General features: G+C 60.2%; 22 protein-coding genes and 1 pseudogene. 16 read left to right on the top strand and 7 right to left on the bottom strand.

What is annotated here, in order from left to right:
- Positions 1 to 665, bottom strand: a pseudogene (locus G582_RS0112640) (transposase); the annotation flags it as partial.
- Between the two features lie 153 nt (positions 666 to 818).
- Here G582_RS0112640 and G582_RS0112635 point away from each other — a divergent pair.
- From G582_RS0112635 to radC, 12 genes are all read left to right on the top strand, one after another.
- The gene (locus tag G582_RS0112635; protein ID WP_028840139.1) at positions 819 to 1,280 is read left to right on the top strand and encodes a nucleoside deaminase; all 462 of its coding nucleotides are present in this window, start codon (positions 819 to 821) and stop codon (positions 1,278 to 1,280) included.
- A gap of 317 nt (positions 1,281 to 1,597) precedes the next feature.
- Positions 1,598 to 2,074, top strand: coding sequence for a LexA family protein (locus G582_RS16655; protein WP_083961214.1), 477 nt, complete (start codon positions 1,598 to 1,600; stop codon positions 2,072 to 2,074).
- A complete protein-coding gene (locus G582_RS16650; RefSeq protein ID WP_038054117.1) occupies positions 2,071 to 2,466 on the top strand; it encodes a hypothetical protein in 396 nt (131 codons plus the stop codon). The genes G582_RS16655 and G582_RS16650 overlap by 4 nt, the downstream gene beginning before the upstream one ends.
- A 24-nt stretch (positions 2,467 to 2,490) precedes the next feature.
- Complete coding sequence (locus tag G582_RS0112620) at positions 2,491 to 3,753, top strand: Y-family DNA polymerase (RefSeq protein WP_028840138.1); 1,263 nt, start codon at positions 2,491 to 2,493, stop codon at positions 3,751 to 3,753.
- A gap of 256 nt (positions 3,754 to 4,009) precedes the next feature.
- Positions 4,010 to 4,327: a hypothetical protein gene (locus tag G582_RS18045; RefSeq protein ID WP_156880511.1), complete on the top strand. Its 318-nt coding sequence runs from the start codon at positions 4,010 to 4,012 to the stop codon at positions 4,325 to 4,327.
- Positions 4,328 to 4,577: 250 nt separating this feature from the next.
- A complete protein-coding gene (locus tag G582_RS18040; protein WP_156880509.1) occupies positions 4,578 to 5,081 on the top strand; it encodes a hypothetical protein in 504 nt (167 codons plus the stop codon).
- A gap of 294 nt (positions 5,082 to 5,375) precedes the next feature.
- Positions 5,376 to 6,332: a DUF932 domain-containing protein gene (locus G582_RS0112605; protein ID WP_028840137.1), complete on the top strand. Its 957-nt coding sequence runs from the start codon at positions 5,376 to 5,378 to the stop codon at positions 6,330 to 6,332.
- Entirely contained in the window at positions 6,332 to 6,709 is a 378-nt protein-coding gene (locus tag G582_RS0112600) for a hypothetical protein (protein ID WP_028840136.1), read from the top strand. Before G582_RS0112605 ends, G582_RS0112600 begins: the two co-directional genes overlap by 1 nt.
- Before the next feature lie 68 nt (positions 6,710 to 6,777).
- A complete protein-coding gene (locus G582_RS0112595) occupies positions 6,778 to 7,773 on the top strand; it encodes a YqaJ viral recombinase family nuclease (RefSeq protein WP_028840135.1) in 996 nt (331 codons plus the stop codon).
- A complete protein-coding gene (locus G582_RS0112590; RefSeq protein WP_028840134.1) occupies positions 7,767 to 8,663 on the top strand; it encodes a recombination directionality factor in 897 nt (298 codons plus the stop codon). Before G582_RS0112595 ends, G582_RS0112590 begins: the two co-directional genes overlap by 7 nt.
- The gene (locus G582_RS0112585; protein WP_028840133.1) at positions 8,660 to 8,983 is read left to right on the top strand and encodes a hypothetical protein; all 324 of its coding nucleotides are present in this window, start codon (positions 8,660 to 8,662) and stop codon (positions 8,981 to 8,983) included. The genes G582_RS0112590 and G582_RS0112585 overlap by 4 nt, the downstream gene beginning before the upstream one ends.
- 93 nt (positions 8,984 to 9,076) lie before the next feature.
- Positions 9,077 to 9,565: a RadC family protein gene (radC, locus tag G582_RS0112580; protein ID WP_038054114.1), complete on the top strand. Its 489-nt coding sequence runs from the start codon at positions 9,077 to 9,079 to the stop codon at positions 9,563 to 9,565.
- An 89-nt stretch (positions 9,566 to 9,654) separates the two neighbouring features.
- Here radC and G582_RS18680 read toward each other — a convergent pair whose 3' ends face one another.
- On the bottom strand, positions 9,655 to 9,903 hold the full coding sequence (locus tag G582_RS18680; protein ID WP_083961213.1) for a M48 metallopeptidase family protein: 249 nt from the start codon (positions 9,901 to 9,903) through the stop codon (positions 9,655 to 9,657).
- A gap of 566 nt (positions 9,904 to 10,469) precedes the next feature.
- Here G582_RS18680 and G582_RS0112575 point away from each other — a divergent pair.
- Entirely contained in the window at positions 10,470 to 11,501 is a 1,032-nt protein-coding gene (locus G582_RS0112575) for a TerB family tellurite resistance protein (protein WP_028840131.1), read from the top strand.
- A 189-nt stretch (positions 11,502 to 11,690) separates the two neighbouring features.
- Here G582_RS0112575 and G582_RS0112570 read toward each other — a convergent pair whose 3' ends face one another.
- From G582_RS0112570 to G582_RS0112560, 3 genes are read right to left on the bottom strand one after another with little or no spacing between them, the layout of a single operon-like run.
- Positions 11,691 to 14,435: a DEAD/DEAH box helicase gene (locus G582_RS0112570; RefSeq protein WP_028840130.1), complete on the bottom strand. Its 2,745-nt coding sequence runs from the start codon at positions 14,433 to 14,435 to the stop codon at positions 11,691 to 11,693.
- The gene (locus tag G582_RS0112565) at positions 14,432 to 16,216 is read right to left on the bottom strand and encodes a site-specific DNA-methyltransferase (RefSeq protein ID WP_028840129.1); all 1,785 of its coding nucleotides are present in this window, start codon (positions 16,214 to 16,216) and stop codon (positions 14,432 to 14,434) included. The genes G582_RS0112570 and G582_RS0112565 overlap by 4 nt, the downstream gene beginning before the upstream one ends.
- 44 nt (positions 16,217 to 16,260) lie before the next feature.
- Entirely contained in the window at positions 16,261 to 19,182 is a 2,922-nt protein-coding gene (locus G582_RS0112560) for an SNF2-related protein (protein ID WP_248642794.1), read from the bottom strand.
- A gap of 258 nt (positions 19,183 to 19,440) precedes the next feature.
- On the opposite strand from G582_RS0112560, the gene G582_RS0112555 reads away from it, so the two are divergent.
- From G582_RS0112555 to G582_RS17655, 3 genes are all read left to right on the top strand, one after another.
- Positions 19,441 to 19,989 carry a YcjF family protein gene (locus G582_RS0112555; protein ID WP_028840127.1) on the top strand — a complete coding sequence of 183 codons (549 nt, stop codon included), beginning with the start codon at positions 19,441 to 19,443 and terminating at the stop codon, positions 19,987 to 19,989.
- Positions 19,973 to 20,824, top strand: a complete 852-nt coding sequence (locus G582_RS16645; protein WP_051247237.1) for a hypothetical protein — start codon at positions 19,973 to 19,975, stop codon at positions 20,822 to 20,824. Before G582_RS0112555 ends, G582_RS16645 begins: the two co-directional genes overlap by 17 nt.
- Positions 20,825 to 21,178: 354 nt before the next feature.
- The gene (locus G582_RS17655) at positions 21,179 to 21,886 is read left to right on the top strand and encodes a MobA/MobL family protein (protein ID WP_083961210.1); all 708 of its coding nucleotides are present in this window, start codon (positions 21,179 to 21,181) and stop codon (positions 21,884 to 21,886) included.
- 55 nt (positions 21,887 to 21,941) lie between these two features.
- Here the strand turns inward: G582_RS17655 and G582_RS18035 are convergent, their stop codons facing one another.
- Together G582_RS18035 and G582_RS16635 are read right to left on the bottom strand one after the other, a co-directional pair.
- Positions 21,942 to 23,456, bottom strand: coding sequence for a helix-turn-helix transcriptional regulator (locus G582_RS18035; RefSeq protein ID WP_248642796.1), 1,515 nt, complete (start codon positions 23,454 to 23,456; stop codon positions 21,942 to 21,944).
- On the bottom strand, positions 23,446 to 24,663 hold the full coding sequence (locus tag G582_RS16635) for a tyrosine-type recombinase/integrase (protein ID WP_038054098.1): 1,218 nt from the start codon (positions 24,661 to 24,663) through the stop codon (positions 23,446 to 23,448). The genes G582_RS18035 and G582_RS16635 overlap by 11 nt, the downstream gene beginning before the upstream one ends.
- Between the last annotated feature and the right edge of the window lie 892 nt (positions 24,664 to 25,555).

The raw sequence follows: 25,555 nt of genomic DNA, 5'->3' as shown, positions 1-25,555 counted from the left end.
CCCTGCGGTGAGATCGACAGCCGCTGCTCGCTGATCGCCGGGCGCGTGATGTAGCGGCACAGCTTTTCCAGCTTGTGGCTTTCGTGTGCTTCCGCGGCAACGCCGGCATGCAGCGAGAAGCCGCCGACCTTGCCGGCGTCGCCCTCCAGCGAGCCTGCGTCACCGGGCAATGTTTGCAGCGTGACGACCTTGCGGCCAGCGTCGCGACCGGTGGCGATGCGGTAGGTCATCGAACTCATCCGCAGCGCGTCCATGCCGTCGTCGCCTGCCGCGCTGTCGGACAGGTACACGGATTCGTCTTCGCCTTCGAGCCAGCCGCGGCGCGACAGGTGCCGGCACACGCGATGCGCGATGGTGTTGGCGAGCTGCGTCAGTTGCGCAGAGGTGGGCGCACGGGTGCGGCGCAGGCGCGGCTTGCGCCGCGGGGGCTCGACGTTCGCGTCGTACACGCCGTCGAGCCACAGCATGTGGAAGTGAACATTCAGGTTCAGCGCGCTGCCGAAGCGCTGGATCAGGGTCACCGCACCGCATTGCGCCGTATCCCGCGGCACGCCGGCCTGATCGGCTAACCAGCCGGCGATGACGCGCTGCACGATGCCCAGCACCGGGCCGATGGCCTCAGGCTTGCTGGCGAACAGGAAGCGCAACGGGTAGGGGAGGAACAACGGGGTCAGGTTCACTTCCTGATCGCTCAGAATGCGGAGGCCCAGCAGAGATGCGGGCCTTTTCGATTCAAATCATGCGAATGTCCGCTTCGGGTCGTCAGAGGTCACTGGCAGACTTCCCTTCCCGTCAATGAGCAAGTAAGGAGGCAACTGTTGAACACCACTACCCACTTCCTTTCGGAAGCAATCCAGCTAGCGAGCGACAACGTCGGCGGTGGTGGCAGGCCCTTCGGTGCACTAGTCGTTCGAGACGGCGTCGTCATCTCCCGTGGGGTCAACGAGATCCTGGCCACAAACGACCCGACATCGCATGCCGAGGTGAACGCTCTTCGGGCCGCCAGCCAGTCGCTCGGAACGCCCAACCTTGCCGGCTGCGAGGTCTATGCCAGCGGCCAGCCCTGCCCCATGTGCATGGCGGCGATACGGATGGCCGGTATCACCCGGGTGCGTTACGCCTACTCCAATGAGGACGCCGAGCCCTTCGGACTCTCCACCGCCGCCATCTACGCCGATCTGGCCAAGCCCTTCGCGGAGCAGTCCATGTACATCCGCCATGAACCGATCAGCCCAGAACCGACCCTTTACAGGGCCTGGAAGGATGCCCAGCAGGGCTGAGCGGATCAGCCGCCGCGAATCAGACTTTTCTGACCCATGGAGTGGGACTTGGCTGATGCCCTCCCACCGAGTGACCAACGAAACTGTGCTCGTTGGCAACGCACGGGACCGGCCCACCGGCTAGGACATCCACCCGTCGCGCGCCCCGCCAGGGATGACGGGGCCGCCGACCGCGCTGAGACCGTGGTTCCGCCTCACGAAGCCCTTGAGCTATTGGATGGAAGTGCCCGCCGCACAAGCCCGTTAGTAGTAATAATACTAACTGGCTATCATGACCCGTCTCAAACGGTGAGCCCACCGTCTCCGAGACTGCTGCCATGCTCGATCTCCCGCCTCCCCTCCTGCCGCCTGGCGTCATCGGACCTGCCGATGCTGACGCGCCAGAGCTTGCGCTTCCCTTGCTGTCGAACCGGGTGACCTGCGGCTTCCCGTCGCCGGCCGAGGACTTCTACGGTGAGAACGACGCGCTGGACCTCAACCGACACTGCATCCTCAACCCCGTCTCGACCTTCTTCATGAAGGCTGACACCGGGGACTCGATGATCAACTTCGGCATCTACCCCGACGATACGCTGATAGTGGATCGCAGCATCACGCCACGACACGGCCACATCGTGATCGCCATCTGGGACAACGGCTTCACCTGCAAGCAGCTGCGGCGGAGTGGCAGGCGATTCGAGCTGCATTCCGGGCATCCTGACTATCCCCCGATCCTGGTTCCCCCCGACATGGAGCTGGAGATCTGGGGCGTCGTGACCTGGAACTTCCGTCAACTCCTGGGGAGCAGGCGATGAGCATCCCGCAGAGCTGGAAACACAAGCTGAAGCCGCTGGAAGGTGCCCGCTGGCCCCTCCGCTGCGGCCATGTGTTTGCCGCCGACGATGTCCTGCGGCTGCAGGCAGGTCTATGGCCGCGCGACATGGACGACCGCTGGGCGATCTGGCTGGACGGCGATGTGCTGCGGTGCTGGCGTTCCTGGACTGGCACCTGCATCTACGAGGCCCGCGTGACCCCACACGCTGACGGTTCGGCTACCGCCCTGATGCTGGACGTGCTGGATGAGCCGGAGACCTACGTCCGGGCCACCACCGAGGAAGCCGAACTGCAGCGCTTTGAGGGCGTCCTGAGCCTGATCCGCCAGCTGCGTGGCGAAGCGGAATCAACCGTCCATCTGCCCGTGGGCTGATGGGCGCCCACGGAGCGATGACGCATGTTCGGCTTGGTGGACGGCAACAACTTCTATGCCTCCTGCGAGCGGGCGTTCAAGCCCGAGCTACAGGGCGTGCCCGTCTGCGTGCTGTCCAACAACGACGGCTGCGTGATCGCCCGCAGCCAGGAGTGCAAGGATCTCGGTATCGGGATGGGCCAACCCATCCATGAGGTGCCGACGGCCTTGCGCCGGCAGCTGCGGATCTTCTCGGCCAACTTCGGCCTCTACGGCGATCTGTCAGGCCGGGTGGTATCGATCCTGCGGGACCAGTTCGCCCGGGTGGAGGTGTACTCCATCGATGAGTCGTTCGTGGACTTCCAGGGCATCCGGGCGGAACAGCGCGAGCAGGTTGCAGCCGAGGTGCGCGCTCGTATTCGCCAATGGGTGGGCATCCCCTGTTGCGTGGGGATCGGGCCAAGCAAGACGCTGGCAAAGCTGGCCAACAAGGTCGCCAAGAAGACGCCTCACGGCGTCGTGACGGTCCTGCCCGGCGATCCGGTGCTGGAGGGCTTCCCCGTGGAGGATGTCTGGGGTGTCGGCCGCCGACTCACGGCAAGGCTGGGTGCCGAGGGTATCCTGACCGCGGCAGACCTGTGCCGCGCCGATTCTGAGACGCTCCGTGCGCGCTACGGCGTCACTCTGGCCCGCACCCAGCGCGAGTTGCAGGGCATCCCCTGCACGGACCTGGAAGAAAGCGAGCCGGACCGGAAGCAGATCGTGGTCAGCCGCTCGTTCGGCCGGGAGGTCGTCGCGCTGGACGACCTGCAGCAGGCCGTGGCGACCTTCGCCCAGCGCGCCTGCGAGAAGCTGCGCGCCCGCTCCCTGCAGGCCAACGGAGTCTGGGTCTGGTGCAACACCAACTCCTTCAAGCCGGATGCCCCGCAATACCACCCTTCCGGCGCCATGCCGCTGATCGCACCCACATCCGACACCCGCGAGGTGCTGCGCTTGGCGCAGCACCTCGTGCGGGCGATGTATCGACAGGGCTATCGCTACAAGAAGGCCGGCGTGGGCCTGCTGGACCTGACCCACGGCGACCACCAACAGGCGGACCTATTCGCCCAGGCTGACCCGCGCTCCAAGACCCTGATGGGCGTTATGGATCGCGCCAATGCGCGCTTTGGGCGCGGGGCGCTGGGGTTGGCGTCGAGTGCGTGGCGCCCGCGCAAGGGGGCGCTGGAGAGGCCGACGTGGGGGATGAATCAGGCGGCGCTGTCGGGGCGGTACACGACGAGTTGGGAGGAGCTTGCTGTCGCCAAATGAGTGTAGATGGGAAAGCGCGCGCGTCCTGACAAAAAGCAACACAGTTCACGAACGAACCTAACCTCGCATGAAGCCTGAGGGTTGATGGCTCGGACTTAGGTGGCGCTGCCATATGTGACGCCGCCCGCCTCATTGCCTCGAAATATCTTGCTCATGGCGATAGGTTTGTCCAAGATGATCGGCAGGGACTGCATTCACACATCTCGACTCAGAAACCAAGATTCCCGACCTAAATCCAGACCGAGTGCAACAAGGCATGAATAGCTACGAGAGAACGGTTCGGACCATCAACGAAGTAAAAACCCTGAAATCGCATATGGAGTCCCTCGGCAAGATCCTCGCAACTTCTGAAGACGACCATCTTCGCGCACTTATTGCCCAAGTTGTTTTTGCGTTGCAGCATCAGCTTCAACACAGCACATCAAAATCCATTCCGACATCCCTTATGTTTTACCCGATTCCGCAAACAATCCAACTCTTGGACTACTGCAAATTCCAGAATCAACAGAAAAAACCGGAATGGCAAGTGCTCGCCGAACGCAATGGATGGACACCCAGGCAACTAAAATCCTAGCAACACGCCATGCGCGGATTTAAATCCAAACCCGAGGGGATGAGCATGGTAGATCATGTGATCCCCGACCAGACGGCATCTGCGTCACCAGCCAGCACCGACTTATAAATTCAACTTTGGGCGCAACCATATCCCCGGGTGCTACATGCCTGTCCATGACGTCCACCTCCCAGTCAACCACATTCACCACGCACTTGCGCTTCGCGAAGCGACTCATGCGCTACACAGCAGCATTGGCGGTAAAATAGTGATGGATGATGGTTATAAGAAGATATATTCACTTCAGCGTCGTTTTGAGGAACTTTCTACAGAATTCATCCTCCATGGCTCTGGAGTTTTTGTCAGGAACTTCAGAGCCATTGGCGAATTTAATTCCAGACTCAAAGACCCGAGGTACCTGCTATTGAGCACCCCTCAAGTAGTAGTCCTGAGAGATGGGAACACTATGGAACAGCTGCGACTGCTTGATCTTCGAGTTATGGTTGGACGACAACTGGTGGATATACAGCACGGAATTGGCACTGCGAAAGACATTTCGGGAAGGGCAGCACTTTATCGTGGACTTGCTCAAGCTCATGTTCTTGGCCTAGGCATTGAGCTGTCTCGAATTGAGCCGTGCCTACTAGACTCTCCTTTTCATGAACGAATGCACCTCCGCGTTACGGATGCAACGATTGAGTGGCTGTGGAAACAAGATCTAAAGAAGGTTCTGACTCCCACTGAGTGCCTAGTCAGCAACTTCGGACAGCCGTAATTATTATTATTTTGTTTGGATAAAATAATTTCAAACCCACACTACAACTCTGAAGCAGGCAGTTCTGCTTCTCGTCTGGGCGCTTCGGTTCAAGCGCCCCGTGGAGGTCAACGCATGTGCGATGACACCAAGGAGACGATTGTTCAGGTGCTGACCGTTGCGGCCGTGATCTTCGCGGCCATCTTCGGTAGGACCAACACTCGGATCTGACTCGCCACGTTGCTGGCAGCACAGAAGGCCCGCCCTCACCGGCGGGCCTTCTGCGTTTATGCCGCTGATTCAAGGAGCAGGAACATGCATCTGGTGGAAACGATGGCCTATGCCGGCGAGAAGCCCTGGCACGGCCTTGGCAACAAGCTGGCCCCGCAGCAGCCCATCGAGGTGTGGCGTCAGCAGGCCGGGATGGACTGGAAGATCGAGGAGTCCGAAGTCCGCTACATCACCGGCAACAACAACCTGGGCGTCATCAACGCCTTCCCGGAGCAGAAGGTGCTGTACCGCTCGGACACCCGTTCCCCGCTGGCGGTGGTCAGCAAGCGCTTCAAGGTGGTGCAGCCGGGCGAGATCCTGGAGTTCTACCGTGACCTCACCAGCCAGAGCGGTTTCGAGCTGGAGACCGCTGGTGTGCTTCGGGAGGGCCGCAAGTTCTGGGCGCTCGCCCGCACCGGTCAGAGCACGACGCTCAAGGGTCGGGACAAGGTGGATGGTTACCTGCTGCTGGCCACGGCCTGCGATGGCACGCTGGCCACCACGGCGCAGTTCACCTCGGTCCGTGTGGTCTGCAACAACACCCTGCGGGTGGCACTGGGCAACAACAACGGCGCGGTGAAGGTGCCGCACCGCAGCGAGTTCGACCCGGAGGCGGTGAAACGCCAGCTGGGGATCACGGTGGCGTCCTGGGATGGCTTCGTGGCGCGCATGAAGGCGCTGGTGGAGCGCCCGGTCGATCCGGATACCGTCGAAGGGCTGCTGCGCCGGGTGCTGACCTACGCCGCTCCGGATGGGCGTCCCGACATCGTCAACGAGCAGGCGCTGGCCAACGTCCGCGCGCTGTACGAGGGCGGCGGGCGTGGGGCGATGCTGCCTTCCAGCCGCGGCACGGCCTGGGGGATGCTGAACAGCGTCACCGAGTTCGTCGATCATCATCGGCGGGCGCGCAGTGACGACCACCGCAGGGATGCCGCCTGGTTCGGGCAAGGGGCGCAGCTTAAGCAGCGGGCGTGGGACGAGGCGATGAAGCTGGTGGCGTAATGGATCGCCCGCCACTGCAGCCAAGGCCGGCCGCAGGGTCGGGCAAGCTCGCCGACGTTGTTCCGGATCCTCTGGACATCGCCTACATCGCCATTGGGGCAAAGCGGGCCCTCGCAGAGTGGCGCGAGGGCCCGCCAGCGCCCTTCCCGTTCGAAGGGGAGCTTGCCTACATCGAGGCATGCATCGGGCAGGCCCCCGCCTTGCAACGCGTCTGGGAGGCTGTCCAGGACCGCTGGGACTTTGTCTGGTGCTATGAGGTGGCTGAGCCGTTCGGCCTGGCCTATGGCAGGCACCTGTTGCAGGGCGGCGGGCCGGACGCCGCCGCCGGTTTGCTGCATGACCTCGTGGGCGATGCGTTGCTCCCGCCCTCCGCCTGACCCCCAACCTCTTGGGACGACACACAGCGCCCGGCCTTTGGTCGGGCGTTTTCTTTTGGAGAACACCGATGAAGAAGCAAAGCGCTCTGCGGCTGGTCGACACCCGCACCATGGATCGCGAGCAATGGCTGGAAGTCCGCAAGGGAGGCATCGGCAGCTCGGATGCCGCTGCCGCCGTGGGGCTGTGCCCGTACAAGAGCCAGCTCGAGCTATGGATGGAGAAGACTGGCAGGACGCCGACCGAAGCGGCCCCGCCCGGGATGGACGATCCGCGCTACTGGGGCACGCTGCTGGAGCCCTATGTGGCCGTGGCCTATTCGCAGAAGACCGACCGCAAGGTACGGCGCTGCAATGCCGTGCTCCAGCATCCGACGTTCCCTTTCATGCTGGCGAACATCGACCGGGAGATCGTCGGGGATCCCGAGGTCAAGGTACTGGAGTGCAAGACCGCGGGCGAGTTCGGCTCGCGCCTGTGGAAGGAGGGTGTGCCCGAGTACATCCAGCTGCAGGTGCAGCATCAGCTGGCCGTGACCGGGCATGCGGCAGCGGACGTGGCCGTCCTGCTGTGCGGCCAGGCATTGGAAATCCACCGGATCCAGCGGGACGAGGATCTGATCGCCCGCCTGACCCTGCTGGAATGCAGGTTCTGGGAGTACGTCACCAACGACACCCCGCCGCCAGCAGATGGCAGCGACTCGGCAGGCCGCGCGCTGCGGCAGCTGTTCGTTGGCAACGACACCAGCCTGGACTTCACCGCGAACGCGGAGCTGTGCGCCACGTTCGATGCCCTGGCCGAGATCAAGGGCGAGCTGGAAGCGCGCGAGCAGGAAGCCGAACGCCTGAAGCAGACCCTGCAGCAGGCGATGGGAGATGCCTCCCGGGCGCTGTTCGCCAATGGGGCCATCACCTATCGACGCGCGAAGGACTCGCGGGTGCTGGATACCAAGCAACTGGCAGCCGATCACCCCGCGCTCGCCTCCCGCTACACCACCACGCGACCCGGTGCCAGGCGGTTCCTGCTGGCCCAACACACGCAAGACGAAGCAAGGAGAACGACATGCTAAAGGGCTTGGCGATTACCCCGCCCGTGGTCGGGCGGATCTCGATTGGCCGGGTGGTGGAGCGCAATGGCAAGCGCCTGCCGGAGAAGGACGACCAGTTCACCCTGACCAGCCAGGTACAGAACCGCGAAGGCTGGGTGCTGCACCCGCTGGACGAGGCCCTGCGCAAGGACGCCGGGGGCAAGCTGCGGGCGATCCCGGTGCGGCTGCTGTTCAACGATCCGGCCCTGAACCTGCGGGCCGACTACTCGCTGTTCGACCGGACGACCGGCAGGCCGGTCTGCGTGGGCAATGGCGAGAGCTGCCGGCGGATGACGCCATCCGGGGTGGAGTCCTTGCCCTGTCCGGGGCCGCAGGAATGCGGGTTCTCGAACGGCGAGTGCAAGGCCTACGCACGACTCAACGTGCTGATAGGCGATGGCGAGGAGGACGCGCTGGGCAGCTTCGTGCTGCGCACCACGTCCTTCAACACCATCCGCACGCTGGCGGCCCGGATGGCCTACTACAGCGCGTTGTCGGGCGGCCAGCTGGCCAGCCTGCCGCTGGAGCTCAAACTGCGGGGCAAGTCCACCACGATGAGCTACCGGGCACCGATCTACTACGTGGATCTGGTGCTGCGGACGGGCTTCACGCTCGAGACCGCCATTGCCGAAGCACGCGAGCGTGCCGTGCGCCGAACCGAGGCCGGAATCGATCTGGTGGCGATGGAAGCTGCAGCCAGGCAGGGATTTGCCAACGGCGCGTTCGAGGATCTGGAGGAGGACGTGCCCGCGGTGGTCGAGGAATTCTTCCCGGAAACCACCGTGACGCCGGGGCCCACGGCCGTGCCCAGTGGCCTGAAGGGCAAGCTGGAGGCAAAGGTCGGCCAACTGCCGCAGGAGTCGGCGGCATGAGGCGCAGGCGCCACCTGCCGCCACCGGCACTGCTGGAAATCGACGAGCAGACGTTCTGGGAGAAATATCGCCCCATCGTCGAGCCGGCCGAGGGGCAGGCCATTCGTGGCCCGGAACATCTGGCCAACCTGATGGCGACCACGCTGTGGACGATCGTGGACACCGGCGAGTCGGAAACCCTGTACGCGCTTCCGGGGTGCCACGTGGTCAATCGGCTGGGATACGTCGTCACTGAACGGCCATGGCCACACAGAAGCGTAGTGGCGGTTTACAGCCAAGGCGTAGCGCAGGGTGAGCGGCAAGACGGGCGAGGCACGTAGTTCTGCTGCCCAGTGCAGCAGCAGGTGTTGGACATGCAGCGGGGTGCCCATCGAGGCACCCCGTTGTCGTTATCGACGACAGGAGAAATCGCAATGGAACAAGCAGAAGCGCTGTATGTAAGGAGCCCAACGGGGCGCTACGCCCGCGCGGAGCCCGAGACCGTGCTGGCGACCGCACGCCAGATCGTCGGCGTCCGGATGCAACGTGGGGAGATGTTCACCGATCCGCAGGTCGTATGCCGCTACTTCCAGGACAAGCTCGCAGGACAGGAGCGGGAGATTTTCGCTGCGGCCATGCTGGACACCAGACACCGGCTGATCAGCTACGTCGAGCTGTTCTACGGCTCCATCGACGGCGCGGAAGTGCATCCGCGCGAACTGGTGAAGCAGGCCCTACGCAACAACGCTGCAGCCGTGATCGTGGCCCACAACCACCCCTCTGGAGACGTGACGCCATCAGCGGCAGATCGCGCAGTCACCGAACGGCTCAAGCAGGCCCTGCGGCTGGTGGACATCCGCCTGCTGGACCACGTCATCGTCGGCGGGCGGGACATCGCCAGCATGGCGGCGATGGGGTGGTGACAGGAAATCTCCACCTTCCCCCGGTTCGATGAAAGTGTTCGGCCAGGCGGGAGCTCAGGCTCCCGCCTGGCCTACCACCTGTTTTTTTTCTAGGAACCCGCACCGTCCGTGCACACTCGCCATTCAGTAGTACCAATCCTTGTAGCGAACTGGCAATCGGCCCAACTCGGACTTGACCTGTCGGATAGCGGCATGTATGCCAGACACTGCGGCTGCTTCCTAGCCAGATCGGTATTGAGCTGTATCAAGGCCGTCGTCGAATTGCAGCTACCCCACTTCGTCCGCATGCTTTGTAAATGCAGGCGCCCTACCCTCACGCCAAGGATAGGTCGCCTCATTCCAAACAATCCGGAAACGACTCTTTTGATTTACTCTCGATAACAAGACCCCGAAGTCCAACTACCCTCGGAGCCGAGAATGGCCTGGAAACCAAGACCGCGCACTTACGTGTGCCCAAAATGCAAATGGAAGAAAACTGCCGCTCCTCTCGGTGATGTGATTTTGGAGGGATTTGATCACTTCAGCAAGTGTCCGAAATGTGACAGTACGGAGCTCGTGATACGTAAGCCAAGCGCACTTGAGCTGGCTATACTGAAGTGCTTTTGGTGGCGGAGATAACAGACCCCACGACCTCAGGCTCCGTCGTGCAGCAGCTCGCGCACTTCAGCGCGGATGTGTGCTTGACGTATGATCTTCGATATAGGTTGGCTGTTGATTTTTAGATGGGCCCCGCTGGCGATGCGACTCAGTTGGCTAAGGCAACGAGACATAGCGCATACCCTCAGAGACTAGACACCTCCTAGGGCCCGGATGGCAATGTGTTTTTTGTGGTTCGCTACGAGGAAGGCTAGATTTTGCCTTCTTGAGATGAGTAAATTTTAAGTCGGAATAACAAGGGGATCCAATGAGTCACCAGGAACTGAGTATAGCGGACAAGCTTCAGCACGAGCTCACCGAAAAAATCGAAGACGCGTTCAACTACGTCATCAAATCTAAGAATGAGGAGTACCGGGACAACCCGGGCGCCATTCCAACCAGAGATCAGGTGCCGGGGCTTATCGCAAAATTTGCCAACATCAATTCGGTGGTTTCGGGGAGTGCAAGCTTGGTCCCTGGCCCATTCGGAATGCTCGCGGTGGTGCCTGAACTGGCCATCGTCATCAAGAATCAGATCGAGCTGATCTACGACATAACGCGTGCCTACGGCCAAAAGGAGCCGGCGGATCCCAGCTTGCTTCTGGCAATCTTCGTTCAAGCCATGGGCACCAGTGCTGGCACGCTGATCGTGCTCCACGGTGGAAAGTATGTCGTCAGGCGCGCTTCGCTTTCAGCACTCCAGAAGGTGATTGTGATCCTTGGTGGAAAGATCACACAGCAAGCGCTTAAGTCTGCGGTGAGCAAGTGGCTGCCAGTCGTTGGCGCAGCGGCCATGGCCGCATGGACTAACTACATGACTCGCAGCATTGGCAACAAAGCTGTTGAAATCATGAAGGTGGGTGTCGTTATCGATGATCCAGATACGATTGATGTGGAAGTCGATACTGCAGGCACGGCTGAATCTTCAGTGACGAATCCTGGTGAGGAGGAGTCCTTGGAGTTCTACAAGCTTCAAGTTCTCATCGGGCTCGCGAAAATTGACGGACACGTGAGCGATGAAGAAGCCAGTTACCTTGAGAACGCGCTCGACAGTTCCTCCCTCTCTGCTGCGCAGAAGCTTCGACTCACCGCACAGCTCGGTGGCGCCGCAACTACTGCAACTGGCCTAGATTCTCTGGCTAACGCTCCAGATGAGGCGATTTCGCTTCTGTCGGTGCTGACTGCTCTCGCCAAGCAAGATGGCAACTTCCATGTGACGGAACGGATGTACATAAAGCAGATCGGGAAGCATCTTGGTTTCTCACCCACCGACATCGATGAGGTCATGGCCTCGCCCTGACGGATTCTGGCCATTATGGCTGTCATGAACTGCGCCAATTTCGTTAGTTCTCGCAGATCGGATCATTCGGCGGGGAGTACCCCGCCGAGATTCACAAGATCGCACGATTTCTGAATGCTCACTTCGCCGCTGGCACACAACTGGCAAGCACCCGACTCGGGTGCTTGCCAGCGCTTTGCTTGCTGTAGCTCAAGTCCTTAGAAACCGTTCGAAATCGGTAAAACGCATCGACTCCTGTACCGCGTCATGCGGAACCAGCAGGTACTTCCAGGGCTTTCCGCCCACCAGCGCGGCATGGCTTGAAGCATGGCGGCACCATTGCACTGCAGCTTCGGCTTTGGCCAAGACCTCAGAGTCGGTCATCTCGTCGCGGGCCTTGGTCTCCACCATGTAGATACAGGCATCGGTTTCCGCCACGAAATCAGGCACGTACTCGGGCTGTTCGCTGCCTCGCTTGTAGTACATCTGGAACTGCCCCTTGGCGGGCTTCAGCCACTTCAAGGCGTCACGTTCCAGAATGACGGAGAAGCGACGCTCGGTGTCCGAGTCGAACTTCTGCAGCGGGTAAAGACACTTCGTGAACCCACCGAACAGCATCTGCTTGATTCGGCTGACCTCGGCCACAGTGTTGCGATAGTTTGCCGGCTGCTGACCTGCCACCACGGTGTAGTTGCATGGCCTCAATTCGGTGAAGCCGCGGGTGACCCGCACCTCGTATGAGGTCGCGCGTTCCCAGAAATGCGCCTGCATCTGCGAGTGGATCTCTCGGGCGATGACGCTGCGCCCCTGGTCCAACACGTTGACGACTTCACCCTCCGAGAGGTAGCTCTGCAAATGGCGGACCATTTGCCCGGCCAGATCGTACAGCAGGTCGGCTTGGGTGAAGTAGTCGATATCGTCGTAGTTGACCAGCTCGCGGACGATGTAATCTTCGGGCCGCGCTTCCTGGCTACCCCGTTCCGAGGTGAGCGTGGACTGCTCGTTCGTGCGCAGGTTCTGGATGACGATCTCACGTTCGCCAGGCTGCAGGCGCAATGTGCTGACATCGAGCGTAAACGCGCTGTAGCCTGTGGTCACCTCGCCAGACGGCACCACCGTGATCCTCGGGATGTCGATGGTCTTCTGGATATAGGCCTCGGCAGCACGTGCGACGACGGCCGTGACGTCGACCTCGGGCTCCTCGCCGGCGAGCAAACCGGTCTGCACCGGCGGCAATTGTTCGCGAACCTCGGCCTCGATGCGTTGCAGCAACTCCGGCGTAACGAGTGCGCTGGTACTTGGCACATCTGCCGGGCGCGCGCTGTAGGTGGCGATCACCTCCATGACGCGGCGGGCGACACGTTGCTCGCCTTCTGTTGAGAACAAAGGGGCCGGACTGTTTGCTTCAAGGCTAGTCGCGGCGCCAGTGTTGACGGACGCGCTAGGGGTGCCGTCTGTGGCACCACCCGTGTTGCCAGAGACGGGGCCCGTCAGCATGTGGTCGATGATCGAGGACACCGCAACGCTCGCCTTGCGGTCGTCAGCCTTTGGCGCGTCCAAGATGATCTGCTTGAGTCGGATCGGGGAGTCGCCTCGGTTTGCTTCGTCCACTATTTCCTGGAAGCGGTCGTGGGCCACGATGCTTAGCCGATCCACCGCTTCCACACCGGTGCGCTTGCCGTAGGGCAGACGCAGGCCGCGACCGATCGACTGCTCGATCAGGGTACGGGCGTTGGCTGCGCGTAAGGGCACGATGGTGTACAGGTTGGTGACGTCCCAGCCTTCCTTGAGCATGTTGACGTGGATGACGATCTCGGTCGGCTCGTCCGGAGATTCAATCGCCAGCAGCTTCTGTACAACTTCCTCGCCCTCGGAGCCCGACGTGCTGCTGGAATCGACCTGGATCACCTTCCCGGCGTAGCGGCCCCCGAAGAAGCTTTCCCCTTGCAGCAAGGCCAATAGATCGGCGGCATGCGTGGTGTCGCGGGCAATGACCAGCATGAAGGGTTTGACCTGCGGAAGCCCAGTCTCTCGCGCGTAGGTCTGCAGTTCGACCTTGGCGGTTTCGTGCAGGCGTATGCCGTCCTCCAGCTTGATCTTCTCGACCTGTGGCGGCGTGAGCGATGCGGCGTCGAATCCGCGCTGGGTGGCGACGGCCGGCTCCTTGACGAACCCATCCTCCATCGCCCGAGCCAGCGGATAGTCCATAACCACGTTCTTGAACGGGATCGGCCGGGGATTGGCGTCGACGAAGGGAGTGGCAGTCAGTTCCAGGCCGAACAGTGGCTTGAGTTCGTTGATCGCGCGCATACCGGCCTGGGCCCGGTAGCGGTGCGATTCGTCCATCAGCAGGACGAGGTCGTCCAGGTTGGCGAGGTGGTTAAAGTAGCTTTCGCCCAGCACCTCGCGCATGCGCTTGATCCGCGGCTCCTTGCCACCGCGCACTTCAGAGTTGATCTTGGAGATGTTGAAGATGTTGATGCGGACTTCGCCGAACAATTCACCGCCGATGATGTTCTGCTGGTCGTAGTTGTCACCGGTGATGACCCGTGGCGCATTGATGGCGAACTCGCCGATGCCCTTGAACACGTACTTCGGCGTGTTGGGGGTGAAGTCTGCGATCAGCTTGTCGTAGATCGTCAGGTTGGGCGCCAGCACGAAAAAGTTGTTGATCCCGTGGGCCAAGTGCAAATAGGCGATGAAGGCGCCCATCAGCCGGGTCTTGCCGACGCCGGTGGCCAGTGCAAAGCACAGCGACGGGAACTCGCGCTCGAAGTCCTCCAACGTGGCGAATTCCGCCTTGAGCGTGGCCAGGATCGAAGCGACGTCGCGGTCGTCGTGCTCCAGCATGGCGGGCGCCGTGGTCAGTGCCTGTTTCAGGCGCGCCAGCGATTCGGCCTGCGGCGGACGCAGTGACAGCCGGCCAGTGACTGCATTGTAGATGCGAGCGCTCATGCCTCGTCTCCGCCGAACAGGCCGTCCTGGTTCGCTGCCTGGGCACGCCTGGCGCGCCTTGCGGGCGGCGGACTTGTCTGCGCAGGAGGCTCGGGTTTTGCCAGGGGCAGGTTGGCCACGTTGAGGCTGTAGTCGTCGTGGCCCCACTCGCAGCGCGCCAGCACCATCTTTGGGATCTTCTTCAGGGTCAGATTAGGCCAGCGGTTCGCCGCCTCATTGGCGGTGATGCCGTGGAAGGCGGCGCAGCAGATAAGCAGGCTGCTCTCAACCCCGACTTCCTCGGCAATGGCTGCCAGCTGGCTGGCAGACAAGTTCTGGGTGGTGACGTAAAGGAAGTCTCGCTCGCTGGAATGGCCGTGCTGCCACCAGCGGGTGTCGGAGGGTGCATAGGTGAAGCCCTCCAGCTTTGCAATGGCTTCTGCCAGCTGCGCGGGGTTGTATTCGGGGTTGATGACCGGGTTACCCCAGCGGTCTTCGACAATTAGGCTTGGGGCAAGCTTGAAGTAGCGGAAGCCGCCGCCGCCTTTCCATTTAACCGCTTTGGTAATGCCCGTCTCATCTTGACCGCAAATTACACGCGTTAATCGCGGGGCAACGTGGGTATGACACTGCTCGCCTAGCTCTACAGAAATCCAGCGTCGCCGCATCTTGTGGGCTACAGCGGCTGTAGTTCCTGAGCCCGCGAATGAGTCCAGAACCCAGTCGCCTTCCTCAGTTGTCATTTCCAAGAAACGTCGTATGAGCGCTTCTGGCTTTTTCCCATTCTTGAAATCAACTCCGCCTTCTGGCCCGATTCCATTCCACGAAATATCGACCCAAACGTCGGTAATCAACTCCGCAGGAATAAGCTCCTCATCGATCTTGATTATTCGCTTGTCATAGAAAACTAACTGACGCCCGTTGGCGATGTAAAAGTCAGGAAGATCTTCCCCAGGATGGACCATCACAACATCTTTCATCGCTCTAGACTGTTCAATAGTAGCTCTACGCTTCAGGGCAGCCCCGCCTCCAATTGCCACCAATTGAAAGACCTTGTCCGCATTCTGTACGGCAAACCTCGCCACCGCGTCATCAAAGAACTCCACCTCTTTTTTTGCGGCTGTCGGGGATGAAAAGCCGAGCGACTTTGCTGTTGCCTCTGCAATACTTGTCCACTCCCAGCGAGAGTAATGATCATTCCTGTTGAGCAAAAATTTGTTGTATCCAGTATCGTAGTCTTTAGGAATCCAGAGCTTCTTGAGCGGCTTAGTAGCTTTCTCTTTTGCGTAGATTAGAGCGTAGTTGGCCGTCGAGAAAACGGTAGCTCCAGTGGCCTTGAAGCCAGACGGATCGTTTGTCGTCATCGAAATCGTGTTGCAATAGTTTTGTCGCCCAAAAACCTGGTCCAACAAAACTTTGCAGTAGGCCATTTCAGAATCATCCAGATGAACGATTAGTACTCCGTCCTTTTTTAGAAGCTCCTTTAGAATCTCAAATCGATCTCTCATGAGGCCAAGCCATACGGAATGCTCGACTCCGTCGTCATAGTGCTGAAACGCTGCTCCAGTGTTAAATGGAGGATCGATATAGATCGCCTTGATCCGACCAGTAAACTCCTGCTCCAACGCCTTCAGCGCCAGTAGGTTGTCCCCAAAGATCAGCCGGTTCTCGAAAAGGTCGTTCTCGGTCACGCGCTGCTTGGCGTGGTACGACTTGTCTGGGTCTTCCAGCAGGATGCGAGGCTCCAGCTTGGGCCGCTTGTCCTTGCCGATCCAGGTCAGTTCGAGTTTTTGATTTGCCATCGCCTTTCCATTGCGAGCCGGCACTCAGACCGGCGTGTTGAAGTTCAGACCAGCGACCACTGCATGGTGAACAGGGGCACCTCTTCGATATCCTGCTGCAGCTGGCCCTTGATCGCCATGATCAGATCGTCGCGCTGGCTGGCAATCTCGTCCTGGCGGGTGTAGAGCTCGCTGATCACGCGGGTGCGTTGCTTCTGCAGCTTGCTGCGGCGTTCCTGGTGTTCCAGGGTTTCCGGCAGGCTAGCTGCCACGGCCGCGGCGCGCGCCGCGTCCTTGATCTGCACGTCCAGCTCGCGGATGTCGGCTTCCAGCTTGAGTTTGAGGTCGTCGGCCCAAGCTTCCAGCTTATCCACTTCCTGCTTGAAGTAACCGAGGTTGCGGGCATTGATCTCCCGCAACAGCGCATCGCGACGTTCGGCCATGTCCTGTTCGAGCTGTACCGGGACCTCAGCCACCTGCGTGGGCTGATCACTGGCGGGAAGTCGGAGAAGCTTGTCCGGATCATCTGCTTCCAACGGACTGCCGCCTTCGGTGACGGCCGAGACCAGCAAATGCTGTTCTTCCTGCCCCAGAGCCTTGACGTTCAGCAGACGCGCAGCCAGCCAACCATGTTCGCCGCGGTGGGCCTCTAGTGTGCTGATCTTACCGGCGTAAGCACCGTAGTCGAATCGCAGGTTTGCCACGGGCAGATCCCGCGACTTCCCCTGTTCCAGTACCCAGCTGGCCAATGGATGTCCGGGGCGATAAATATGCGCTTCCTCGCTGCGCCGGGGAAGCTCGTAGCGCCCCAATGGCACTTCGGTCAAGGAATTGTCGGGCAAGGCCCGAAGTTCGAAGCCTGCCTCGTCGAATGCGGCCACGTTAGCCAGCTCTTTGCGTGTGACTTCCATCAACATCCGCTCGTAGCGCCCCAGGGCGTCCTGGCTGTCCTGCGCACGGATGCGCAGCTTGTCCTGCACTTCCTCATCGAAGTGCTCCAGCAGCAGCTGGCGGGTCTGCAGCATGCGTTGGTCGATTTCCTCGAACAGGTCGCGCTGCAGGGCCTCAAAGCCTTCCTTGATGGCTTCTGGGTCGCGGCAATCGCGGTAGATATCGGCGATGCGACGTTCGAAGTCGACGCCCGAGCCGATCGCGCCCAGAACTTCATCGCTGGCGCCGAAGACGCCATCGAACAACTGGAATTTCTGGTCCAGCAGTTCATAGACACGGGCATCGGCCTCGTTGCTCAGGTCGACGAAATTGACCACCACCACGTCGTGCTTCTGCCCGTAGCGATGGCAACGTCCGATGCGCTGCTCGATCCGCTGTGGGTTCCACGGCAGGTCGTAGTTGATGACCAGCGAGCAGAACTGCAGATTGATGCCCTCGCCGCCGGCTTCGGTGGCGATCATCACCTTGCCTTGGTCGCAGAAGTATTCGACCAATGCGGCACGGGTGTCTGCTGTCTTGGACCCGGTGATCCGATCGGTGCCGGCATGCTGTTGCAGCCATTCCTTGTAGATCTTCTGCGCCTGCGGACCGCTGTTGTCGCCATTGAACAGGACGATGCCGTCGCCATAGGGCGTATCTGCCAGCAGCGACAGCAGGTAGGCTTGGGTCCGCTTGGACTCGGTGAAGATCAAGGCCTTGCGGTTGGCACCCAGGCGATCCAGTTCGGCGAATGCCCGGTCCAATGCCTGCAACAGGGCAGCGCCCTTGCTGTTTTCGCGCAGGTTGCCGGCCAGTTGCTGGAATCCGCGCAGCTCGGCCACTTCGTCTGACATGGCCTGCCGCTGCTCGGGCGTGATGGCCTCGATGTCCTCGCCCCTCTCTGAGTACGAAGCCTCGACCTCGTCCTGAGCGCTCAACTGCTCCTGAGCAATGTCCAGTGCCTCGTAGTCATCATCCAGAGCCTCGCCTAGCAACTCGATAACCGGGGCCTGATCCACCACGCCTTGCAGGCGATCCGCCATCTTGCCAAGTGCGCCGGCAATGGCCTGCGGCGAGGATGCCAGCAGCTTCCAAAGCACCATGGAGATCAGCTGGCGCTGGCCATCCGGCAGAGCCTGCAGTTTGGGCCGACGCAGGTAGTCGCTGACCAGCGCGGATAGGCGATGCTCGTCTGCGGTCGGAGTGAATTCCTGCACGATCGCCCGGCGGGCGGTATAGGAGATGTAGGGTTGCACCTGCCGGCGCAAGGTGCGCTTGCAAACTGGTTCTATGCGCTTGCGCAGCGCTGCCATCGCCGCAGGCCCGCCACCGCCGAATTGTTCTTTGAAGCTGTCGATATCGCCGAAGACCCGGTCGTCGATGACGCTGACCAGGCCGTAGAGCTCAAGCAGCGAGTTTTGCAGGGGCGTCGCGGTCAACAGCACCTTGGAAGGCACGCCAGCCAAGGCAGCCCGGATGGTGCGGGCGGTGACATTGCCCTTCTTGTAGACATTGCGCAGGCGGTGCGCCTCGTCCAGCACCACCAAGTCCCATGGCAACGCCTTGATGCTGTCGGCCTTGCCGCGGGAGAATTCATAGGAAGAGATGACCGGACCGCTGCACTGGTCGAAGGGATTCTCGACGCCCTGCTTGCGCAACGCATTGAAGCTCTTGGTCTCCAGGATCGTGGCCTGCAGGCCGAACTTGTCTTGCAGTTCCTGATGCCACTGCTTACGCAGGTTGGCGGGGGTGATGATCAAGATGCGCCGCTTGCGCTCGGCCCAGCGCTGGCTAATCACCAAGCCCGCCTCGATGGTCTTGCCGAGGCCGACTTCGTCGGCGAGCAGCACTCCACGCGACAACGGGTTGTTGCAGGCGAACAGGGCGGCATCAACCTGATGGGGATTCAGATCCACCTGGGAGTTGACCAGGGTGCTGGCGATGGTGTCGACCGAGTCGCCCGCCCCTTGGCGGGTCAGCATCCAGGCGTAGTACTTGGCCTGGTAGGGGGTGATGGCAGCTTGCTGGGCCGTGCCTGCGGCCTCAATCAGGCTCAAGACCGGGCCTCGACGGATCGCATCGGCAAGTGGACAAATGAACGGAGTGCAGTCACTGGCAATGCCCAAGTTTAAGTGGTTGATCCGGAAAGGAGATCAGGCTCAGCCCCTGCCGATCGATTGCACTATCTGCGCAATGCCATATCCCCTGCATGGATTCTAGGTCGAGGAAGTCTCAGATGGCGAGACGGATCACGGGGAGTCTCGTTTTCCGGCTGGGGAAGTTGCTGTCACAATGCGGCCAACAGGGGGAACAACATGAGCAACGGCCTGCTTGCGCGTGCCAGGGCAAAGCTTGAACGCGAAGTCCTGGAGATCGAACGGCGTACCGACCTGACCGACCAGCAGAAGGTGGACAAGATCATCGTGATCTTCTCCATTGGCTGCGGCGCCATCGCGGTGCAGCCCATCCCTTTCGCGGACATCTTCATTCTTACGCCCCTGCAGGCCTACATGGGCTCGCGGCTCGCGGCCATACGAGGCCTGAAGCTGAGCGAACAGGAATCCACGGACCTGATCAAGCAGTTGATGGGTGTCATCGGAATGGGCTTGGTGGCTCAGCAGCTGGGCATCGCCGCCGCCAAGATCTTTTTCCCGATCTTCGGAGGCGTGGCGACGGTTCCGGTGGTCTTTGGGCTGACGTATGCGATTGGCACGGTCATGGACAAGTACATCGTCGCCAAGCTGGCCGGACGCACGTTGACTGCTGATGAGATCAAGCAGGCCTGGAAGAACGCCAAGAAGTCGGGCGAAGCCGAGGGCAAACGCCGGGAGCAGGAGATCCGTCGAGATGCCAACAACAGGTAAAGCGGCAGTCCACTACATCCGCAGGAACTTCGACGAAGCCGCCATCCTGGCAGTCGCAGCAAAGCTTGCATTCGAGGAGAACCCAGACTTCTCCGAATCTGAACTGGCTACCATTGCGGCAATGCAACGGGCGCATCCGCAGGCCGGCGACTCCACAGAGGAGCTGGGCAGCTGGTTGAGCGCGATGAACGATGACCAGATCCAAGGCGTGGTGAACAACACCAAGGGCGTACTCCACGAAATGGAATTCGTCCGTCTTGAGAACGACGATGGCGATGCGATCCACGCCGCCCTGTACGGCAGCACCAATCATCCCGGTACTGACGTGCAGTTCGTCGACATCGATAGCGGGGAGTCCTGGTCGGCTCAGCTGAAAGCCACAGACGACGCCAGCTATGTCCAGGACTGGATCGACAGCCATCCAGACGGCGAGATCCTGGTCACCTCTGAACTAGCCGATCGCATGGATCTGTCACCCTCGGGCTTGAGCAACGAACACCTGACAGCACGCACTGAAGATGTCGTGGATCAACTGCTGGAAGCTGGCTCCGACAGCGACGTTTGGGACTACTTCCCTGCCCTGACTGTGGCGTCCATTGCGCTGGTGGTCTGGGAACTCTGGACTCGCCACTGCAAGGGCGAGATCACACTGAGTCAGTTCAAGTGGATGACTGCCAGGGTATCTGGATTGAAGGCAGGCAAACTTGCCCTACTCTCAGTTGCAATGATGATTCCCGGCATCAATGTGGTGACTGGCGCTGGCTTGGTTGCCAGCCTGCTGTTCTCTGCTGCCCACGCCGTCAAGGCCGTCTCGGCAGCTAAGCGTTTGCCTTAGATGCAACGCCGCTTACGGAAGACTCAAGCAGTCACCCAATCGTCCGCTGCATAGCGATGCAGCTTGACGCCTTTTGGCTACTTGGCTCCGCGATATAAGAAGGCATCGGCTTGCGCCATGCCATTACTCACCCTGCCTGTAGATTTCTACGCATCACCACTAAGGGTATGTGGAAGGACTAGATTGGACAACTTGGTTACGCATCGCCTGATCACTCACTGGGATGAGTGACAGGAGGGGAAAGCCTTCGTGCACTTACCGTTTCCCCCGTAGACCCCAATTTGAAGCCGCCACCTAGCAACCCGCGAGCAATCGCGGGTTTTCTTTTTCCTTGGACAAAAGGTTAGTAGGACAATGGCAAGCTTCCATTTCCAGATCAAAAGCGGTCGCAACGGCTATGACCATTCACACTACGTGGCGAGGAAAGGATTCCATCGCAAGCGCGGAGACTTGGTTGCTGCCGGGCACGGCAACCTTCCTGCGTGGACAGAGGACGACCCCGCGCAACTTTGGAAAGCGGCGGAGAAGTACGAGCGCAAGAATGGCGCCGTCTATCGCGAATCAATCATCGCGCTGCCGAAGGAGTTGACTCTGCAGCAGACCCACGCGCTGGTCGGCGACCTGGTACAGAAACTTGCACCCGGGAAGCCTCATCAGTTCGCCATCCATGCCCCCAAGTCGTCGCTTGAAGGCGAGGTCATCCCTCACCTGCATCTGATGACGTCGGATCGCGCAGACGACGGCATCGAACGTCCAGCCGAGCGGTTCTTCCGACGCTACAACGCCCAGCACCCTGAACAGGGAGGACGGAAGAAAACCAGCGGTGGCCGCAACCGGTTGGAGATCCGCAACGATCTAATCCAAATGCGAAAGACAGTGGCTGACACCATCAACCATCATCTGGCCATCAACGGACATGACGAAAGAGTCGATCATCGCTCCTTGCCCGAACAAGGTGTGCGGAAGAAGCCAGAAAGGTACTTGGGACCAGCAAAGATCAAGGACATGACAGATAGGGAGAAAGCTGCATACGTTTCAGCCCGGAAGAGCGGCGCGAGCTGAATTGCACAAGCAGGCCTTCACGACCCAACCCACGCTCACCTTACGCTCATCGATTTTATTTGCTTCTTCTTGCGTTGATCCATGCCATAACCTCGGCCCTATCCCAACGTTTCGTATTTGGTCCAATTTCTATTGATTTTGGAAAGCCGTTCTTATTTTCGTAATTCGAAATGGAAGTTGGACTTGAGAGGCCGAGGAGCCCCAAGACTTCTTTTTTATTAATCAAGACGATGTCTTCTTCGTGCCGAGCATCTGCCTTGGGACTGTCTGCCTTGTGAGCCTTTTCCTTGGGAGCCTCTTCCTTGGGAGCCTCTTCCTTGGGAGCCTCTTCCTTGGGAGCCTCTTCCTTGGGAGCGTCTGCCTTGGGAGTGTCTGCCTTGGAAGCCTCTTCCTTGGACCCATCATCCGCCTGCGGTCCTACCCGTTGAGGCGCAAGCCTCAATGGGTTGGCAGCCATCACAGGCATTTCCCCCGATGACGATCCACTCGGAATTTCTGAACAAACCTCGTGAGCGAAATCAGGCTGAGCCCTCAGCCAAATATCTGCCAGACGCCTCCCCGCAGCTGGATCTACCAAAAACTCTTGAGCACGGCGGGCACCTTGGTCATCTTGGTCACCTACGCCACCCTGATCGCCCCGGGCCTGATTTGTCTTGAGCCGTTTTGCCTCATCAATCAATAGCGCGACCAAGTCTTTCGATTCCACCCTATTAACTGGAGCAGAAATATCGGCTATCGCCGATTGGACCTTTTGAACAGGATGATGTTGCTGCTCCAGCCGGGGAGCAACTTCAAGAGGCGGACTGTTGGTAACTTGCTCGGCCGGGAATGCGGGCACTATCGGCATAGACCACACTTCTTGCGTAGCCGGCTTGAATGGATTTAATCCGCGCTTCAGCAACATTGCAGCGAACAAGTACGAGGGCAATTGGTCGTAGTCGATCCCGATAGCCCCTGGCCTTTCATACCTCAGCCCATCGCTGAGCAATATTCGCTCCAAACTGCCATGGGATTGAATGTTCTCCTCTTCACTCCACCAAGGCTCAACACCATTCGCCCTCAGATATCCCCTGAAAGTGTCCGAGGTCATCCACGCATGTGGAGCCAGCATGTTCGTTCGTTCCGAGTCGGAGATCTGAAGAATAATTTTTTCGTTTTCGACAAGCTTCCTAAGCTCCGTGTGCAACTTGAGGAAGAGCTCTGCGCGCCGCTTCCGATCAACCAAGAAATGATGCTCGTGATAGAAATATGGAAGCATCGACTCCTTGGCTTCCGCAATTTCCCAAAGCACAGCCTCGTATTGCAAGGGGGCAACGGGGTAAGTCAACTTGCCTATAACTTGCGCATATTTTCCCAGGAGTCCTCGCACATCCATCTTCGACAACACCGACCTAGGCGTTCCGGTATTGTCCAATGAGACAAAACCCGCAATCAGATCCCAACCGCGACGGGCACTGACAAGCGGAATTTTGGCGTAAACGACCAGATTGATGGCGTCAAACACCTCGACCTTTCTTGCGGCCAGCACCTGGCGAGGCTGCACGAAAAATTTATCAGCCCTATCGAGCATGATCACTCACAGACAAACAATGGGATGCCCAAGCATCCATCATGCCCCTTCGCTTCTCAAGAGCATCGCCGCGCCGATAGGCAGCTTCGGTCTTGTTCGGCAGAACATGCGCCAGCGCCATTTCAGCCAAGTCACTCGGGTACTGGGTGTGCTCCCCAACCCAATCACGGAAAGACGATCTAAACCCGTGCGGGACGGCTACCATCCCCATCCTCCGCATCACGGCGGTCAGACTCATGTCGGAAAGCTGCCCGCCTTTGCTGTTACAAAAGATCAGCCCAGATCCGGTCGCTGCCGCGTGCACTCGAGCGTCACGCAGGACCGCTAACGCTGCAGCACTCAGCGGAACCCGGTGCTGACGCTTCGCCTTCATTCTTGCTGCCGGTATCGTCCAGGTTGCCTGCTCCAGGTCGATTTCAGTCCACTCAGCGCCTCGCACCTCACCGCTTCTGGCTGCCGTCAGGATCAAAAAGCGAAGTGCTATCGCACTGACCCCTTGAACCCCCTCAAGCTTCTTGAAGAAGCCGGGTACCGAGGTCACAGGCATGGCCGGGAAGTGCTCGACCTTCTTGACCAGGCTCTGTGCCGGAAAGACCTTGTCCAGGTGCCCTTTCCAACGCGCCGGGTTCTCCCCGTCGCGGTGGCCCCGGACCCTTGCCCAGTCAAGGATGCTCTCGATGCGCCCCCGCAACCGGGAAGCGGTTTCGGTCTTCAGTTTCCAGATGGGCTCCAGAACTGCGATGACGCTCTGCTCAGTGATGGCATCGACAGGCATCTGCCCCAGAAGCGGGTAGGCATACGCTTCCAGCGTGCTGCTCCACTGCTTCCGATGCTTCGTGTTCTTCCACGAGTGCTCCTGATAGGCAATGAAGGCCCTCGCGACCTCCTCGAACGTCTTCCTTGAAGCCTGACGAACCTTCAGGTCTCGGGCAGCCTCCCGTCTCTTGTCGACAGGATCGATCCCCTTCAGGACCAGCTCTCTCGCCTCCCTTGCCTTGTCCCTCGCCTGAGCCAAGGTGACTGTGGGGTAGCCCCCGAGCCCGATGTGACGCCTCTTGTCACCAACCAGAATTCGCAGCACCCATGAGCGCCCATCGGCCTCGTTGACGTACAGGTACAGCCCCGTCACTCCACCCACCGCATGGTTGCCTGGCCTCTTCAGCCGGCTAACCTCCAGCGCACTCAGCTCTTTGGCTCTTCTGGGCATAGCTCATCCATCGCTCCTACCATTAAACCTACCATAAAAAAAACGGTTGGCTTGGCTTGGTTTGGTAGCTTTTGAGTACCCAAAATCTCACACCAGCAGATTTTTCAATGACTTACTGGAATCCGTTGTGAGCGATTGGGTGCGTTTGGGAGCCTTTGGGAGCGGCGGAGACGGACACCGCTTCCGCCATTCTCAATCGCAAGTCATTGATTTAAATGACTTTTGATTTTCAGCGAGCGAGTAGCCCATACCTCAGCCCATACTCCGGCCGCTAGTCACCCTTTCCGACTGGCACCCCTCGCGCGCGTGCGCGATGGCTTCCGAAACGCCGGCATACCCCCCTCGCGCCTAGTGCCATCTGTTTCCCTTGTCCTCGCGCGTGCGCGCGAGCCCGCGCGCGCGTAGTGCTCGCATTACTCCTGGCGTTGCCTTCTTGCCGACGCCATCCGTCGGGTAGCGTCATAGGGCCACGCGCGTGGGCGTCCCAGCCGATAACCCAACCCCGGCACAGGTCGCCGCCGCTGGGGCAGCATCCGAAAAAGTTACGGATTAAGCGGAAGCAAGTGACGGGCGCGGTGGCCAATGGATCGGCCAGACTTCAGAGCCGCCCCCCTCGCGCGCGCGCGTCCCCGTCTTGTCTCCGGGTAGCAGCCCCAGCCGCCTTGCCAGCTCCAGCGCGCGCATGGACGAATCGCACAAGGCCGCGTTCGGCAAACGGTCGCCGGCACTTTGATTGCCTTGATTCTTTTTCAATCCGCCGGCCCTCGCGCGGCACGCTCAGTGTCAGGGAATGCCTACCCCAGCGCACGGCATCCGCCGACTGTTTCGCCCTGTTCTCAGGTGCAACCTGTCCGGGCTGGCAACGTGCAACGCCGAAAGGTCATCCACGTGC

It is taken from the genome of Thermomonas fusca DSM 15424, assembly GCF_000423885.1.
GTDB lineage: Bacteria > Pseudomonadota > Gammaproteobacteria > Xanthomonadales > Xanthomonadaceae > Thermomonas > Thermomonas fusca.
This window is presented reverse-complemented; position numbering and strand designations above follow the sequence as displayed.